Annotated in this window: 9 protein-coding genes, 1 other RNA gene and 2 pseudogenes; 4 read left to right on the top strand and 8 right to left on the bottom strand. The window is 69.2% G+C overall.

Annotated elements, in window-relative coordinates; translation table 11 throughout:
• Positions 1-2: 2 nt before the first annotated feature.
• Together QQM39_RS27945 and QQM39_RS27940 are read right to left on the bottom strand one after the other, a co-directional pair.
• Positions 3-2,408: a proprotein convertase P-domain-containing protein gene (locus tag QQM39_RS27945; protein WP_302000316.1), complete on the bottom strand. Its 2,406-nt coding sequence runs from the start codon at positions 2,406-2,408 to the stop codon at positions 3-5.
• A 176-nt stretch (positions 2,409-2,584) separates the two neighbouring features.
• Positions 2,585-4,174: a phospholipase A2 gene (locus QQM39_RS27940; protein WP_302000315.1), complete on the bottom strand. Its 1,590-nt coding sequence runs from the start codon at positions 4,172-4,174 to the stop codon at positions 2,585-2,587.
• Positions 4,175-4,513: 339 nt separating this feature from the next.
• On the opposite strand from QQM39_RS27940, the gene QQM39_RS27935 reads away from it, so the two are divergent.
• Positions 4,514-5,116 (top strand): hypothetical protein, encoded by a 603-nt coding sequence (locus tag QQM39_RS27935; protein ID WP_302000314.1) that lies wholly within the window; start codon positions 4,514-4,516, stop codon positions 5,114-5,116.
• A 183-nt stretch (positions 5,117-5,299) separates the two neighbouring features.
• On the opposite strand, the pseudogene QQM39_RS27930 reads toward QQM39_RS27935, so the two are convergent.
• Positions 5,300-5,759: pseudogene (locus QQM39_RS27930) on the bottom strand (bi-functional transferase/deacetylase); the annotation flags it as partial.
• A 262-nt stretch (positions 5,760-6,021) separates the two neighbouring features.
• Between QQM39_RS27930 and QQM39_RS27925 the strand changes: the two are divergent.
• From QQM39_RS27925 to QQM39_RS27915, 3 genes and pseudogenes are all read left to right on the top strand, one after another.
• A pseudogene (locus QQM39_RS27925) lies at positions 6,022-7,225 on the top strand (IS110 family transposase).
• A 177-nt stretch (positions 7,226-7,402) separates the two neighbouring features.
• On the top strand, positions 7,403-9,655 hold the full coding sequence (gene yicI / locus QQM39_RS27920) for an alpha-xylosidase (protein ID WP_302000312.1): 2,253 nt from the start codon (positions 7,403-7,405) through the stop codon (positions 9,653-9,655).
• A complete protein-coding gene (locus QQM39_RS27915; protein ID WP_302000311.1) occupies positions 9,655-10,665 on the top strand; it encodes a LacI family DNA-binding transcriptional regulator in 1,011 nt (336 codons plus the stop codon). Before yicI ends, QQM39_RS27915 begins: the two co-directional genes overlap by 1 nt.
• Positions 10,666-11,206: 541 nt before the next feature.
• Here QQM39_RS27915 and dacB read toward each other — a convergent pair.
• The 5 genes from dacB to ssrA form a co-directional block, all read right to left on the bottom strand.
• Entirely contained in the window at positions 11,207-12,808 is a 1,602-nt protein-coding gene (gene dacB, locus QQM39_RS27910) for a D-alanyl-D-alanine carboxypeptidase/D-alanyl-D-alanine-endopeptidase (RefSeq protein ID WP_302000309.1), read from the bottom strand.
• A 49-nt stretch (positions 12,809-12,857) separates the two neighbouring features.
• Positions 12,858-13,853: a PHB depolymerase family esterase gene (locus tag QQM39_RS27905; protein ID WP_302000308.1), complete on the bottom strand. Its 996-nt coding sequence runs from the start codon at positions 13,851-13,853 to the stop codon at positions 12,858-12,860.
• A gap of 105 nt (positions 13,854-13,958) precedes the next feature.
• Positions 13,959-14,987, bottom strand: coding sequence for a DUF4232 domain-containing protein (locus tag QQM39_RS27900; protein WP_302000307.1), 1,029 nt, complete (start codon positions 14,985-14,987; stop codon positions 13,959-13,961).
• Positions 14,988-15,054: 67 nt separating this feature from the next.
• Entirely contained in the window at positions 15,055-16,350 is a 1,296-nt protein-coding gene (locus QQM39_RS27895; protein ID WP_302000306.1) for a hypothetical protein, read from the bottom strand.
• Positions 16,351-16,517: 167 nt separating this feature from the next.
• Positions 16,518-16,886, bottom strand: a transfer-messenger RNA (tmRNA) gene (gene ssrA / locus QQM39_RS27890).
• Between the last annotated feature and the right edge of the window lie 12 nt (positions 16,887-16,898).

The following is a 16,898-nucleotide window of genomic DNA, read 5'->3' as shown; positions in this document are numbered from 1 at the left end:
GATCAGAACCTGACGACGAAGTTGTTGACCGTTCCGGTCTTGCCGGTGGTCACGTCATCGACGCGCAGCTTCCACCAGCCGTTGGCCGGAAGACCTTCCACGTTGACGGTGTAGATCTTCTTGATGACGCCTGCCTCGTTCGGCGAGCCGTTGGCCTTGAGCAGGCGCAGCGAACCGTCCGGCGCGACAAGGTCGATCTTGAGGTCCTCCAGGTTCTGGTGCTCGACGTGCACGTACACCTGGAGCTTGGCCGAGGCGATGCCGGACAGGTTCTCGGTCCTGGTCCAGATCTCGGTGTAGTTCTTGTCCGGTACGGCCTTGACGGTCTGGTTCTCGTACGACGGGAAGCCCAGGGACCAGCCCTTGAGGTCACCGGTGGAACCGGAAGCGGAGTCGCTGACCTTGAGCGTCCATGTTCCGTCCGCGACGGCGTCGGTGGCGTCCACGCCGTAGGTGGTCTGAAGGGTGCCGCCGGGCTCGGAGCCGTACGGCTTGAGGACGTAGCTCTTGCTGTCCGGGCTCGTCAGCGTCAGCCGCAGGTCGCCGATCTTGGTGTGCGCGATGTTCGTGTACACCTGGAGCGGACCGGAGGCGTTGCCGCCGATGTTGTTCACGGCGATGGTGGAGGTCAACGTGCCGGTGTCGGGGACGGATTGGGTGGTGGTCTTCTCGAAGGGCGTGGGGAAGACCAGCGACCAGGTGTTGAGCTTGCCGGTGTCGACGTCGTCGATGTCGGTCATGCGCAGGTTCCACTGACCGTTGGCGGGCTCGGTGGAGGCGTCGACGGTGTACGCGGCGGCGATGTTGTCCGCGCCGTCGGAACCGCTGGTGTTCTTCAGCAGGAACACCTTGCCGGTGGGCGAGAGGAGTTCCAGCTTCACATCGCCCCGGTAGGTGTGGGTGATGTCGACGTAGGCGGTGAGCTTGCCGGAGGCGTTGCCGGGGTATTCGGCGACGGTGACCGGGGAGGTGACGGAGGGGCCGGGGGCCGGTGAGCCGACGCCGTCCGGGATGGTGACGTCCTTGTCGTTGTCGACGCGGAAGGCGCGGGGCTTGGTGTCCGCGACGGGCTTGGGCTCCACGGCGGTGACAGCCTTGGCGACGTCGATGCGCGGGGTGGCTGCCCCGGTGTAGGTGATCCGGGTGCCGCCGGTGGCCAGGAGTGAGACGAGGCCGTCGATGGTCTCGGTCGGGTAGGTCTGCTTCAGGACGGCGAGTGCCCCCGCGACGTGGGGAGCGGCCATCGAGGTGCCGTTCTTGGACGCGTAGGCGCCACCGGGCACGGAGGAGACGATGGAGGTGCCGGGGGCGAGCAGGTCGAGCAGCGGACCACGGTTGGTGAACGTGGAGAGTTGGTCGTCGTCGGTGGTGGAGCCCACGGTGACGGCGGAGGCGACACAGCCGGGGGCGTTGACGGCGTCGCTGTAGCCGTTGTTGCCGGCGGCGGCGACGGTGGCGACACCTTCGGTGAGGAGGGCGTCGATGATGTACTTGCGCGGGTCGCTGGTGCAGGCGGAGGTCCAACGTCCGGCGCCCAGGCTCATGTTGGCGGCGACGATGTTCACGCCCGCGCTCTTCAGTGCGAGTACCTTCTCCAGGCCCTTGATCTGGGAGGAGGTGAAGGACAGCACGCACGGGCTGCTTCCGGCTCCGCAGTAGTTGTCGGAGTCGAACTTGGAGAACACCTGGATGGAGACGATGTCCGCGCCGGGGGCGACGCCCCGGGTGGGTGCTCCGGTGAGGCCGGAGCCGTTTCCGGCGGCGATGCCGGCGACGTGGGTGCCGTGGGAGCAGGCGGAGCCGAGCGTGGCGCAGGGGCCGGTGTCGGTATCGGCGGCTCCTGGGCCTTCCTGGTCGGTGGTGCCGTCCGGGCACAGGGTGGTGGCGCCGTAGGCGGCGTCGTCGGAGGAGAAGCAGGCTTCGGTCTTGACGCGGCCGGAGAAGAAGGGGTGCTTGGCGGAGATGCCGGTGTCGAGGATGGCGACGGTGGCGCCGGCGCCGGTCTTGCCCGCGGCGGCGGCTTTGTCGCTGCCGATCTTGACGGTGGATTCGTTCAGCGTCGGTGGGACGGGAAGGTCTTCGGTGACGCTGACGACGCCCGGTTCGTTCTGGAGCCGGCTCAGGCCGGCGGAGTCCACGCGCAGGGTGACGAGGGGCACCGTGTCGTAGGAGACGAGCGTGGTGCCTGCTTCGGCCGCGCCGGAGATGTCGGTGCGCTGGTCGGTGAGGACGTTGACGCGGATGGTGGAGCCGTCGGCGGTCTTGTCGAACAGGGCGGCGTCAACGGGGCCTGTTTCATCGGCCGTTGCCGTGCTCGTTCCGGTGAGCGGGTTGGTGTTTGCCGGGAGGGCGGAGAACAGCACAGCCGCTGCCGTGGCGGTGACGGCAGCCCATATGGGTCTCTTCACGTAGTGACTCCGTGCAAGAAGAAAGGGGTCCGAGGTGCCCATGTGGGGGGACGACGGCGGTCCGAGTGGGGAATCGCATGACCGTCGACAAGGGTTCAGGTGCGCGAGGAGGGGCCGGGCAGCGAGGCGCGCTCGCTGCCCGGCCCCGTGTTCAACTGGCCGGTGCAGCCTGCAGGTCAGGTGGCGTCGGCGCCGTTCTTCGGGCGGCCGAAGTAGAAGACGGCCGTGTAGTACGCGTACGCGGTGATGCGGCAGCGGGTCTTGGAGCTGTAGGCCGGGCACGTGTAGTTGTACAGGGTGGTGTAGAACGTGGCGTCGGCCTGGACGCCCTTGCCACGGTCGAGGTAGTACCTGTAGCCCTTGTACGCGTTGCCGATGGTGCCGTAACCGTAGTCGTGGCTGTCACACGCGGCGCGGAAGTCCCAGCCGTTGGGCTTGTCCTTGGCTGAGGTGCAGTGGTCGTGGTTGATGCCCACGATCCAGTGCCCGGTGGGAGTCTTCTTCCAGTAAGGGTTGTGCCAGCCGTAGTGGGCGACCTTGGTGGCGCAGCCCTGGTAGACGTACCACATCCAGTGCGAGGCGTGGGAGCAGTAGCGCGGGTACGCCTGCGGGTCGGTGATCTCGGAGCCGGTGAAGTCCTCGGCGGCCGGGGTGACGCCCTCCTCCTGCTCGATGGAGGGGGCACCTTCGAGCGAGGTGCCGCCGTCCGGGACGGTGCCCGTGGTCTCGGTGGCGCTCGGCGCGGCGGTCGAGCCGCTGAACGAGAGCTCCCAGCGGGCACCGGTGTCGGCGGTGGCCGTGGAGACGCGGTCGCCGGCGTCGTAGGTGTAGGCGTTGAGGTCGCTGCCCTCGGCCGGGTTGCTGACCTTGCGCAGCAGTCCGGAGCTGTCGTAGGAGTAGCGGGCGAGGGTCTGTACGTCCTGGCCGACCGTGAGGGTGATCTCCTTGACCTGGCCGTTCACGTCGCCGGGCGTGGAGGCGGAGGCCGTGGTGGCGGTGGCGTAGGTGACCTTGATCGACTGCGCGGAGCTCTCGCCGCGGGCGGGGTCGCTGACGGTGGAGACGCGGCCCTTGGCGTCGTAGGTGACGGTGGACTGCTTGAACGCCTTGGTGCCGACCGCGGTGACGCGCCAGTTGTCGCCGCTGCCCGAGACCTGCTTCCACGTGTAGGAGGGCTTGAGGTCGGCGGCCGAGATGGGGTTGCCGAGAGCGTCGACGGGCTGGTCGTCGTCGGCTGCCCCGGCGGTGAGGTCGACGTTGAGGGTCTCGGTGACGGTGGTCTTCAGGTCACCCGCGAGATCGTCGAAGACGGTGTTCTCCACCAACGTGGAGCCGTCGGCGGCCTTGTAGGTGTTGACCGATCCGCCGTCGGGTCGCGCTACGGAATCGGTGAGGTCGTAGCGGGTGGCGGTGCCGGTGTCGAGGTCGGTGGTGGTGATGACCCCGGCGCCGGTGGTGAGCTTGCGGTTGAGCTGGCCGCCGAGGAACTCGGCCTCCCAGCTCGGTCCGAACACGCCGAGGTCGGCGCGGTCGGTGGGGGCGTCCTGGGCCTGGGAGACACCGGTGCCCTGGCCGACGATGGTGTGGGAGCGGCCCATCAGACCGGCGGGAACGTCGTTCTCGTTGATCTGGAAGGTATTGCCGGCGGACTCGTAGACGCCGGGTCCGATGGTGGTGATCTCGCCGTCGGCGAGGGGCTGCGCGGGTACGTCGGTGGCGGACGCCGACTGCTGCGGGAGCAGCATGGCCATCGCCGCGGCGGCCACAACAGGGAATGCAGCGTATCTTCGCAAAGTAATCCCCCTCTGAATTACGCCGATCGCTTGATCGGCGAACGATCACGGACACTAAGTGAGGGGACGATCACCGCGCAAGAGCCTAAAAAAGCGGAGGAGTTGGTGCCGCTTTTGGGGTTTGCCGGTAGGGCGTAAACATGAGTACGGATACTCATAGGCAGAAACTGCCGGAGCCCCGATCATGTCCTCATGCGACCCACGTCCCTCCCCAAGTCCCTTGCCGCCTTGGCGATCGGCTGTATGGCCGTCACCGGCTGCGGCACGGTTCAGGCGAACGATTCCGCGCGTACCCGACCGGCTGGTGCCTCAGTGAGCAGCTCCCCTGACAGCACCGATGCCGAAGTACGCTTCCTCGACCTGGTGAACCGATTCGCCCAGGAGTGCACGCCCGACGCCCCCAGCTCTTCCGGCTCAGGCGCGCCGGATCCGGAGTCGCTGCCGGACGCCCCGACCGGCGCTCCCGCCTACGGCCCCGGCCAGACCCCGCCCGGCACCCCGAACGCCGATGGTGACATCCCCGTCCCGGTGGAGGACGCGGCGTCTTCCGCACCGGAATCCAGCACTCCGGGCGTGGTGGACGAGGTTCCGCTGACGGGCATCGAGGTGTGCTCCGGCGCCAAGCACACCGAGCGCATCACTCAGGCGTTCGGGAAGAAGGGTCCGGCCACCTACCAGAAGCTGGTCCGCAAGCTGCGTTCGGCCGGGTATCCGGCGGAGCGGATCCACCGCATGGCCGACCATGGCGGAGCTCCCCGGGCTCGGCTGGATCTGCGGGTGGCGGACAGTCACCTGGCGCTTGAGGTCACCGGCACGGCCCGGAGCGTGATCGTGGAGTCGTTCGGTGCCCCGTCCGGTGAGGCGGTCAGCGTGCTGGAGGTGCGCCGTAAGCCGAACTTGGACGCACCCAGCTGAGGCCGGCCACCTGAACCAGGCGCCGCAGCCGAAAGTTTCGGCACTTTCGTACCGACCGCACCGAGCGGGAACGCACGGTGCGGCCGGCATTTCCGGTTTCCCATTTCCGGTTTCCCCTTCCCCCTTTCCCCCCTTCCCGACCGCTGGAATTCCCCGGGGAAACCGCGCATCCCATCGCCGTCACTATTGCCGCAATTGTCGTGGCGACGGCTCAATTCCGGTTCCAGCCGTCCGCTGCCTCGGCACCGGACCACCCGGCGCCTCGACAACCCCCGTACGCCGCAGCTTCCGCCAGCGCAGCGGCCTCCGGGGCCGTGATCCAGGACTGGAGCAGCACGACGTACATGAGCTGGCGGTAGAGGAGCTGCTGGAGGGGCAGCGAGACGAGGTGGGTCATGGGTTCGCGGTCGAGGCGGAAGGCGTACGCCGCGCAGACCGCCTGGATCGCGAGGACGCCCAGCCAGGCGACGATCGTCTTCCCGGTGGGGCCGAAGACCAGGCCGTAGATCAGGAATACGTCGATCAGCGGGGCCAGCAGCGGCGCCACGACCATGAACAAGGACACCAGCGGCAGGCCGACGCGACCGAAGCGGCCCGACGGGCCCCGTTCCACGAACGCCTTGCGGTGCTTCCAGATCGCCTGCGACGGACTTCCCTCGGGCATGCCCCCCCATTACCTTTTTGGTAGCCCCGCAATGGGGCGCCCGGCCTTCGGAGTTGGCATGACTTTCTCCCCCTGTCGATCGCATGTCTTGGGGGGTGGTGTCACCGGCTCCGGAGGCATCGACAGACCGCTGATTAGGGGCATGACCACCGGCTTCTTCGCAGGTCGGGAGGCTCTTCGTAATGTGGATGTGGCGATCGGTGCCGTGGGACGGCCGGGCGAGGACGACCGAAGGACGCACGTGATCGACGTCAGTGACATCGGCGCTTTCCTCGGCCTGGACGTCGGCAAGGGCGAACACCACGCCACCGCCGTCACCCCGGCCGGGAAGAAGGCCTTCGACAAGCGGCTGCCCAACAGCGAGCCGAAGCTCCGCGAAGTGTTCGGCAAACTGCAGGCCAAGCACGGGACCGTGCTCGTGGTGGTCGACCAGCCGGCCTCGATCGGGGCTCTGCCGCTGGCGGTGGCCCGGGACATGGGCTGCCCGGTCGCCTATCTGCCCGGCCTGACGATGCGGCGGATCGCCGACCTCTATCCCGGCGAGGCCAAGACAGATGCCCGCGACGCGTTCGTCATCGCAGACGCGGCCCGCGTCATGCCTCACACGCTCCGCTCGGTCGACCTCCAGGACGAGACCATCGCCGAGCTGGAGATGATCGTCGGCTTCGACGACGACCTGGCCGGCGAAGCAACCCGCATCAGCAACCGCCTGCGGGGCCTGCTCACCCAGATCCACCCGTCGCTGGAACGGATCCTGGGCCCACGCGTCCAACACCCGGCCGTGCTCAAGCTCCTCGACCAGTTCGGCTCCCCGGCCCAGATCCGCAAAGCCGGACGCCGACGGCTCATTGCGTTGATACGCCCGAAGGCACCGCGGATGGCCGAGCGGCTCGTCGAGGACATCTTCACCGCACTGGACGAACAGACCGTCGTCGTCCCGGGCACCGACGCGGCCGCTCTGATCGTCCCCAGCCTCGCCAACTCGCTCCGAGCGGTGCTTGACCAGCGGAAACTCTTGGCCACCCGGATCGAAGGAACTGCTGGAGAACCACCCTCTTTCCAAGGTCCTGACGTCCATGCCGGGGATCGGCGTCAGGACCGGAGCCCGCATCCTCATCGACGTCGGCGACGGCCGTTCGTTCCCGACCGCCGCCCACCTCGCCGCCTACGCCGGCCTCGCCCCCACAACCCGCAGTTCTGGCTCCTCGATCCGCGGCGAACAACCATCCCGCCGCGGAAACAAGCAGCTCAAACGGGCCTTCTTCCTGTCCGCGTTCGCGGCTCTGGCCGACCCGGCCTCCCGGACCTACTACGACAAGAAGATCAGCCAGGGAAAACACCACACCCAAGCCCTCCTCTGCCTCGCGAGACGACGAGCCGACGTACTCTTCGCGATGCTCCGCGACGGCACCTTCTACGACCCCCAACCCGCCCCATCAGCTTGACGAAACCCATAGGGGCACCCCCCCCCGCTCCCCGCCCCAGTCCCGCGCAAGCCATTGACGCACTCTCAGGCCGCACATACCTTCGACTGTCGAAGCGCTTCGACACATCCCGTCGAAACGATTCGACGAAACGGAGCGGGGAATCACCGTAGGCGCAGTCGAGTAAGGACCCCCCACATGAAGTTCACGGACGGCTACTGGCTCCTGCGCGAGGGAGTCACCGCGGATCACCCCGCCGAAGTCCTCGACGTCACCGAGTCGGACGGCGCGCTGGAGATCCACGCGCCGACCCGGCCCATCCGCACCCGCGGCGACCTGATGACGGGACCGGTCATGACGATCAACGCCCACACCCCGATGCCCGACGTCATCGGCCTCACCCTCACGCACTTCAGCGGCGAGCAGCCCCGCGGCCCCGAGTTCGAGCTCGCCGAGTCGGAGGAGACCGCCCCGCGGATCTCCTCCGACGACGAGCACGCGACCCTCACCTCCGGCGCCCTGTCGGTCCGAGTCGCCCGCACCGGCCCCTGGCACGTCGAGTTCCTGGCCGGCGGCCGCACCCTCACCTCCAGCGGCGCCAAGAGCATGGGCATCATGCGGGACGCGACCGGGGCGCACTACCTGCGCGAGCAGCTGCGCCTCGGCGTCGGCACGTCCGTCTACGGCCTCGGCGAGCGCTTCGGCCCGCTGGTCAAGAACGGGCAGGTCGTCGACATCTGGCAGGCCGACGGCGGCACCTGCAGCGAGCAGGCGTACAAGAACATCCCGTTCTTCCTCACCGACGCGGGCTACGGCGTCTTCGTCGACCACCCGGGCAAGGTCTCCTTCGAGGTGGCCTCGGAGGTGGTGTCCCGGGTGCAGTTCAGCGCGGAGACACAGGAGTTGACGTACTACGTCATCCACGGCCCGACCCCGAAGGACATCCTCCGCAAGTACACGGCCCTGACGGGCCGCCCCGCTCTCCCGCCCCCGTGGTCCTTCGGCCTGTGGCTGTCGACGTCCTTCACGACGTCGTACGACGAGGAGACGGTGACGTCCTTCGTGGACGGCATGCGTGAGCGCGAACTTCCGCTCTCCGTCTTCCACTTCGACTGCTTCTGGATGCGCGAGTTCAACTGGTGCGACTTCCAGTGGGACCCGCGGGTCTTCCCGGACCCGGAGGGGATGCTGGCCCGGCTGAAGGCGAAGGACCTGCGGGTCTGCGTCTGGATCAACCCGTACATCGCCCAGCGCTCCCCCCTGTTCGCGGAGGGCAAGGCACTGGGACACCTGCTGAAGCGACCGGACGGCAGCGTCTGGCAGTGGGACCTGTGGCAGCCCGGCATGGCGCTGGTCGACTTCACCTCCCCCGCCGCCCGCGACTGGTACGCCGCCAAGCTGGAGGCACTGCTCGCACAGGGCGTCGACTGCTTCAAGACCGACTTCGGCGAGCGGGTACCGGTCGACGTGGTGTGGTCCGACGGCTCCGACCCGGAGCGGATGCACAACTACTACACGTACCTCTACAACCGCACCGTCTTCGACGTGCTGCGCAAGCACCGGGGCGAGGAGGAGGCGGTGGTCTTCGCGCGCTCGGCGACGGCTGGCAGCCAGCAGTTCCCCGTGCACTGGGGCGGCGACTGCGAGGCGACGTACGAGTCGATGGCGGAGTCGCTGCGCGGAGGCCTCTCGCTCGGCCTGTCCGGCTTCGGGTACTGGAGCCACGACATCGGCGGCTTCGAGGGCACGCCGTCGCCCGCGCTGTTCAAGCGGTGGCTGGCGTTCGGCCTGCTGTCCTCGCACAGCCGCCTGCACGGATCGTCCTCGTACCGCGTCCCCTGGCACTTCGACGACGAGGCCGTGGACGTGGCCCGGCACTTCATCCGGCTGAAGCTGCGCCTCATGCCCTACCTCTACGAGGCCGCCCGCACCGCCCACACCGAGGGCGTGCCGATGATGCGGGCGATGGTCCTGGAGTTCCCGGACGACCCCGGGTGCGCGCATCTGGAGCGGCAGTACATGCTCGGGTCCGACCTGCTGGTGGCGCCCGTCTTCAGTGACGAGGGAGACGTCTCGTACTACGTCCCCGAGGGCACCTGGACCCACTTCCTGAGCGGACGGACGGTGACCGGCCCGCGCTGGGTGCGCGAGCAGCACGGCTTCCAGAGCGTGCCGCTGCTGGTGCGGCCGGGCGCGGTGATCCCGGTGGGCGCGGTGGACGACCGGCCCGACTACGACCATGCCGACGGGGTGACTCTGCGGGCGTTCGGGTTGGAGCGGGGCGCGCAGGTGGCGGTGCGGGTCGGGGAGGTGGCCTTCACGGTCGTACGGGAAGGGGGCACGCTCAGGGCCTCGTGCAGTGACCCGGCCGCGCCCTGGGGTCTGGCGGCGGGCGAGCGCGAGGTGCGGGCCAAGGCGGGGGCCGGGTTTCTCTCCCTGGAGCTGGGCTGATGGTGAAGATCACGGATGTGGCGCGGCACGCGGGGGTCTCCCCCAGCACGGTCTCGTACGTCGTCAGCGGCAAGCGCCCGATCTCCGAGGAGACCCGGCGCCGCGTCGAGGAGTCCATCCGCCAACTCGGCTACCGCCCGCACGCCGGCGCCCGCGCGCTGGCCGGCGGAAGATCGAACGTGCTGGCGCTGATGGTGCCGCTGCGGGCCGGGATCAATGTGCCGGTGGTGATGCGGTTCGCGGTGTCGGTGGTGACCACGGCCCGTCAGTACGGCCATGATGTGCTGCTGCTGACCCAGGAGGAGGGCGAGGCGGGGCTGCGGCGGGTCGTGGACACCGCGTTGGTGGACGGGCTGATCGTCATGGACGTGCAGCTGAACGATCCGCGGCTGCCGCTGTTGCGCGGCCTGGACCGGCCGTCGGTGATGATCGGGTTCCCTGCCTCCTCCGAGGGGCTGACCTGCATCGACCTCGACTTCATGGCGGCCGGCGAGGCGTGCGTGGAGCATCTGGCGCGGCTCGGGCACCGGGTGGTGGCGCTGGTGGGGTCGCCGCCGGAGGTGTATGTGCGGGGGACGGCGTTCGCCCAGCGGGTGGTGCAGGGGTTCACGGCCGCGGCCGATCGGGGGCGGCTCACCTCAGCCGTACATCCGTGCGAGGCGTCGCCCGCGGCGGCGCGTGCGGTCGCCGAGCAACTGCTGCGGGAGCAGCCCGCGCTGACGGGGGTCGTCGTCCACAACGAGACGGTTCTGGAGCCGCTGATCGATGCCTTCGAGGGGCTGGGGCTACGGGTGCCGACGGACCTGTCGGTCACGGCGATCTGTCCGGACGAGCTCGCGGAATCGCTGCGGGTGCCGGTGACGTCGATCGCGCTGCCTGCCGCGGAGGTGGGGGCACGGGCGGTGGAGCTGCTGATGAAGAAGCTGGACGGGAAGGCCGTGTCGGAGGCGACGCTGCTGGCGCCGAGGATGACGGAGAGGGGCAGTACGGGGCGGCGGGCGGTGGCGTGAACGGTCGCTGATCGTGCTGCCGGGCGGGGGGCTCGTGTGCTGTACTTGGAGGCGGAGAGGGCGCCGCCTGGGCGGGTAATCCAGTACTCGGCCGGAGGCCCAAGCTCACCAGGAGCGTGTCGTATGTCCCTTGGCCCGTGGGGGATATCCGGCTACCTGGTAAGCCACCAAAGAAGGTGGGCCCCACTCGGAGTTGGTGCTCCGAGAGGGGCCCGGCTCACCAGGAGCCTGTCGGATGTCCCCAAGCCGTGTGGGGATATCCGGCTACCTGGTAAGCCACCAGAGCAGCCACCTCCTCGCGTGCTTTGCCGCACGCTCCGGCAAGAGCCGGATCAGCCGCATGACGAGAGTCGGTTTCTGCTCCTCGTGACAGCCCATGCGGGGGCGTCCTCCCTTCGACGTGAGGCGGTCAGTCACGGTCCCGGGACCGCTCTCGTCGGGCCGGGCCCCGACGAGGTGGGGCCCGGAGTGAAGGGAGGACGCACCCAACTGGCGCGTCACGACGTCACACTATCGGTCACAGCGCACTTGCCGTGCGTAATCAGCAGATGTCCGGCTTGCGCCAAGTGCACTCGACGTCGGTGTTCGTCCCGCCCCCACGAATCGACGTCGAAACGGCCGAACCCGCCGCCTCCGCAGTCGACTTGGCCAGCGTCACCACGATCGCGTCCTCCAACGGCTTCACGGACGAGGCCAGATAGTTGTTGAGGACGATGCCGTAGACGAGTTCCCGTCCCCCGGCGTCCGTGACATACCCGGACAGCCCCGACGCCCCCGTCAACGACCCCGTCTTCGCACGGGCGTTGAGCGCGGCAGCCGTACCGCACATCCGCGACCGCAACGTGCCCCCGACGAACCGGTCCGGGGCGCAGGCGACCGGCAGCGAGCGGTACCAGTCGGCGTACCAGGGCTCGGCGCGCACGGCGAGGAGGAGCTCGACGAGCTGTCCGGCCGGGAAGTTGTTCATCCGCGAGAGCCCGGAGCCGTCGACCTGCCGTACCTTGCCGGAGTCGACGCCGATGCCCTTGAGATACCCGCTGACGGCACTCAGTCCGGCGCTCCAACTCCCTTGCTTCGACACCTCGTAGCCCATGGCTTTGACGAGGATCTCGGCGTGCATGTTGTTGGAGAGCTTCATGAACGGGACGAGCAGGTCCTTGAGGGGCATGGAGTCGTGCGAGGCCAACTCCCTTGCGGTTGCGGGGGTCTGGCGGCCCAGGCGAGTCGGGCCGGTGACCTTGACGCCGTGCTCCGCGAGCGCGTCCCGGAAGACGGCGGCGGCGTATCCGGTGGGCCCCCAGACGGTGACCCACTCCTTCGCGCCGGCCCCGCCGACGGGTGTCGTACCGCTGACGACGATGGTGTTCGTGCCGTGCTCCCGCTCCACGGTGAGGTCGTTCGCCCCACCGGCGGCGACGGTCGTGGCCCGCACGTCGAGGTCGACGTAGTCGGTGTCGGGCGTGACGGTGACGACCGGTTCGTCACCGGCCTCCTCCCCCGGCGCGACCGTGACGATCACGGTCCCGGTGTCGTAGTCGGTGTCCGGGGCCACGCTGAGGGCGCTGATCTGGGCCGAGTAGTAGGAGGACTCGTCGTCGGCGGCCCAGGAACGGCCGAGACGCTGGTCGTCGAACCGGGTGTCGTCGGCGACGAGGCGCCCGGCGACGCGGGTGACGCCGGACGCGGCGACGTCGGCGGCGAGCCGGTCGTAGTCCTTGGCGAGCAGGGTCGGATCGCCGGTGCCGCGCAGGTAGAGGTCGCCGTGGAGAACCGAGCCCTGCCGTCGGCCGGTCGACAGCACCTCCGTCGTGAACCGGTACCCGGGGCCGAGGATCTCCATCGCGGCGGCCGACGTGGGGAGCTTGGTGTTGGAGGCGGGCATGAGGCGGGTGGAGGGCAGATGCTGGTAGAGGAGCTCGCCGGTGCCGGCGTCCGCGACCACGACGCTCGCCACGCCGCCCTCCATCCGCGCATCGCCCAGCACGGTGTCGATGGCCTCCGGCAGGCCACTTCGGTCGGCATCCGCACCGGCCTGCGCGCCGGGGCCGAGGACGGCGGCGACGAGCGCCACGGCGACGGGCCAAATCCACAGTCTTCCACGGGAGTTGAGGCGTCTCCCGGAATCGCTCACGGGTCTGCTCATGCTTCAGCAGCATCCCGGACAACCGCCCGCGGCGACAGAGCACGTCGGCTCAGCCCAGCCCCCAGGCCCGCCCCATCCGGTACGCGGCACACAGGTTCACGTCGAGGACATACGCCCCGGCGCTCCCGCACTGCTCACTCGCGCTCCCCGGATCGACGGGCTGCCCGTGCCCCATCCCGGTGACGCTGTACGCCTCCACGACGGCACGCCCGCCCGCGTCCCGGAAGACCTGGTGCGGATACCCGGCGACGGTGTCACTCATGTCGGCCGCCTGATCGGCCCCCTGCACATCGGTCCACTGCCGCGTCAGGTCGGTCATGTTGACGGGCTTCACGGTGTAGTCGGCCGTGCCCTGGAAGGCGATCAGCGTGGGCCAGGGGCCGGTGTACCCGGGCCGGGCGGCGCGCACCCGGTCGCCCCACTGCCGCGGGGTCTGCGTGGCACCCACGTACATGCACACGTACGGCGACCCGGCGGCCTGCGCGCACCCGTACGGCAGCCCGGCGACGATCCCGCCCGCCGCGAACCTCTCCGGATACGCCGCCATCATCACGGCGCTCATCCCGCCCCCGGCGGACAGTCCGGTGACATACACGCGCGACGCGTCACCGGAGACGTCCGCGAGCTGCCGGTCCACCATCTGTGCGACGGACGCGGCCTCGCCCTGGCCGCGGGCGATGTCGCCGCTCTGGAACCAGTTGAAGCAGGACGAGGCGTTGTTGGCGGTCTGCTGCTGCGGCAGGACCACGGAGAAGCCCCAGCGGTCGGCGAGTTGGAGCCATCCGCTGCCGGTGCCGTAGCCGGCGGCGTTCTGGGTGCAGCCGTGCAGCGCGACGACCACGGGCCGGCCGGCGGGCAGCCTGTCGGGGACGTACCGGAACATGCGCAGGGCACCGGGGTTCGGCCCGAACCCGGTGACTTCCTGGAGGGAGGCCGCCTCGGCCCGGCCGGGCGTGAGGACGGCGGCGATCAGGGCGACGAGAAGGGTCGCCAGGACGGGGATACGACGGCTTGCGGCTCGGCTTGCGGCTCTGGTCTGAGTCATGGGGAGGGACCGTAGAAGCGTGAACGGGCCGTCGATATGGGGTGGGACAACACAACGGACGCGTCCGCCATGGGTGGGCACACACCGCGAGGTCGGGGTGCGCGATCACGGGCGCCGGGTGGCGGGGGCTGTGGGGGCGGCACTGGGGTCCCGGTACGTCTCGTCCTTCTTCCACGGTCCGACGCCGAGCTTCCCCGTCGTCCCGAGGTCGAGTTCCGGCACCACCATCACGGGGTCGGCCCCGGGCTTCGCCCACACGCGGAGGTACGGCGCGTTCACCGGATCGCCGACGCCGGCCTCGGTGGTGTTGCGCCACGCCAACCCGGCCTCGGCGGCCTCCCCCGGACGCAGGACGACGGGTTGCGGGCTGCCGCTTCCACCGGTGGCGGTGCTGATCCGATCGGTCCCGTGGAGGATCCGTACGCTGTCCACGGTGTCGTGGTCCTCGTCGTGGAGTTCGAGCTTCGGGTAGCCGTTGAGCTGGTAGGGCCGGGTGCCGCAGTTGACCAGGCGCAGGCCGGCGACGCGCAGCCCCATCGCGGCGTCCCCGTCATCGGCGTAGAGGCGCACGCCGGACTTGGGGCAGGGCCCCGAGTCGGACGACGCCTCGGCGGCGGGAACGCTGCGTACCTCTACCACCTCGACGCCGGACACCTCGGGTGCGTGCCCGACCGTCTGCGCCATGACGACGCTGCCCTTGACGGTCCGGCCCGGCCCGACCGCCTCGACGACCCCTTCCCCGTCGTCGGCCACGCCTCCCGCCGCCGAGAGGAATCCGAGGGTCACGGTGTAAGTGGCGGTCTCCGTCTCCCGGTTGGTGACCTCGAACTCCGCGCTGTACTCGACCCCCGCGCAGCCGCTCTGCGGCCCCCAGGCGTACAGGGCGGTGATCTTCACGCCGTCCTCGGCCGGACCGGCGACGGAGGGCACGGGCAGCGGAGTCGGCGTACCGGAGGGGCCGGCGGACGATTCGGCGGACGGCGCACCGCCGTACTGCGAGAAGTCCGAGGGGCACAGCGTCTCGGCCCGCACCCCACCGTCGTCATCGCCCGGCGAGGCGCTCTGGGAACCGCACGCGGCGAGCAGCAGGACACCGGCGAGAGCGGCGGGAACGGCACGGGAGGTGGTAGGCATCCGCCCACCTCACCAAGGTCCGGTCGCACTGGCTGTGGTGGAACCCACACCTCCGGTCACAGCGGTGTCACAGATCACTCTGGATGAACCCGTCGACCAGGGAGACATGGAACTCGCCAAGGCCGAACCGCTCCCCGAGCGCGTGGTAGCGGGCGTACCGCTCCTCGGTGAGGGGCATCCACAGCGCGAGCAGGACCCGCAGGAACAGACGGAAGCCAAGGTCGGGATCCACCTGGACGACGACCTGCTCCAGCGCCCTCGCCGCGTCGGAGCCCGTTACGCCCTGCCAGTGGGGCTGTATCGTGCTGGACGCCAACTCGGGTGCGACGTCATGGAGTTCGCGCAGCACCTCGTCGGCCAGTTCCGTCCGAACCGGCGCCGGGTCGGGGCGGTACTCCGGCGCGACCTCCCGCAGCCGCTCCCGGCAGACCTCGGCGATCTGCTGCAGCCACTGCCGTACGTCGATGTCGAAACGGTCGGGCCGCAAGCCGCAGTCGGACGCCGCCAGCCACAGCGTGGTGAGCGTGTCGGTGGACAGCGGTGAGGCGTGCAGTCGCGTCACGTCCTCCAGCAGGACGGCGGCCGCGCTGCCCGGCGACTGCCGGACGTCGTCGGCGGCGGCGACATCGCGGAGGCGCTCATGTGCCGTGCCGTCGTGCCAGTGCGCGAACCGCCCGGCGACCTCCGAGAACCCGAAGTCCCAGTCGGCATCGCGCCGGGCCGGGTCGACGGGCGGCCAGTCGACCTCCAGGCCGTCGTGGACGACCGCGAAGCAGTACTCGAAGGGCTCGCTGAGCTCGATGAACCGGTCGTAGCGCGCCTTGTCGACCCGCACGGAGTGCGCCTTCAGGATCCGCAGCAGCAGCCGGAAGCCGAGATCGGCGCCCGCCTCGACGACGGCCCGCCGCAGAACCGGAACGACGTCCGGCAGCGGCACGGCCCGCGCCAGGTCCACCTCGACCGCTCCGATCTCGGCGAGTACGGCGTCCCGCATCTCCTCCCCCACCAGCACGGGCCGAGGGGGTTCGACGAACATGGTGCTCCGGTACTTCACAAAGGTCTTCGGGCGTTTCGGCGGCGGCGCTGGATACGTCTCCGACCAGCCACGCAGCCAGTCACGCACGGTCGCACCCCGGGCGACCGGATCGAACCGCTCCCCGTCGGCGGCCAGCCACAGCATGCGGATCATGTCGTCCGGCAACGACGACTCCAACAGGCTCCGGGCATCCTCCCCGACCTGCTCGTCCCCCTCACCGTCGTTCCCGGGCAAGGGCAGGGTGGTTCCGGGCCTCCCGGCGAGGCCGCTGAGCCCGAAGTCCGCGTCGTACATCACGTAGTACGGCTCGTCCGGCTGCGTCATCATCCCCCGTGCTTCATCCCCGTGCTTCATCCCCGTGCTTCATCCCCGTGTTTCATCCATCGCCGTGCTTCATCGCCGTGCTTCGCGATTCCGGCATGACAAAGGCCCCGCTGCCCGGAGGCGGCGAGGCCTTTGCCCACATGGGTGAGAGAGGTTCGGAAACCTCCCGATCGTGGAGATGGCGGGAATCGAACCCGCGTCCAACGGTGCAGAATCAGGGCTTCTCCGTGTGCAGTTCGCTGTGATTTTCTCGGCCCCGGCGATCACGCGAACAAGTCGCCGACGGGCCCAGTCACTGTTAGATTTCCCTCTTCACCCCGTGACCGGGATCAAGGTTTAGTTCCCTAGCTGATGCCAGGATCCGGGTCGGGAACAGCCCCGGGCTGACACTTCGCAAGTCGCTACTTAGGCAGCGAGGGCGAAGGAATCGCGCTTGGTGTTGGCGATTATTTTTTGCGACATATGGTTTACGAGATCATTGCCGCTTCCTCGACACGCTTCCCCTGCTTCAACAGCCGCTGTCGAAACCGATCATCCCCATGTGCTTTTTT

It is taken from the genome of Streptomyces sp. DT2A-34 (assembly GCF_030499515.1).
GTDB lineage: Bacteria > Actinomycetota > Actinomycetes > Streptomycetales > Streptomycetaceae > Streptomyces.
Note: the sequence above shows the minus strand (reverse complement) of the source record. Positions and strands in the feature narration are given on the sequence as shown.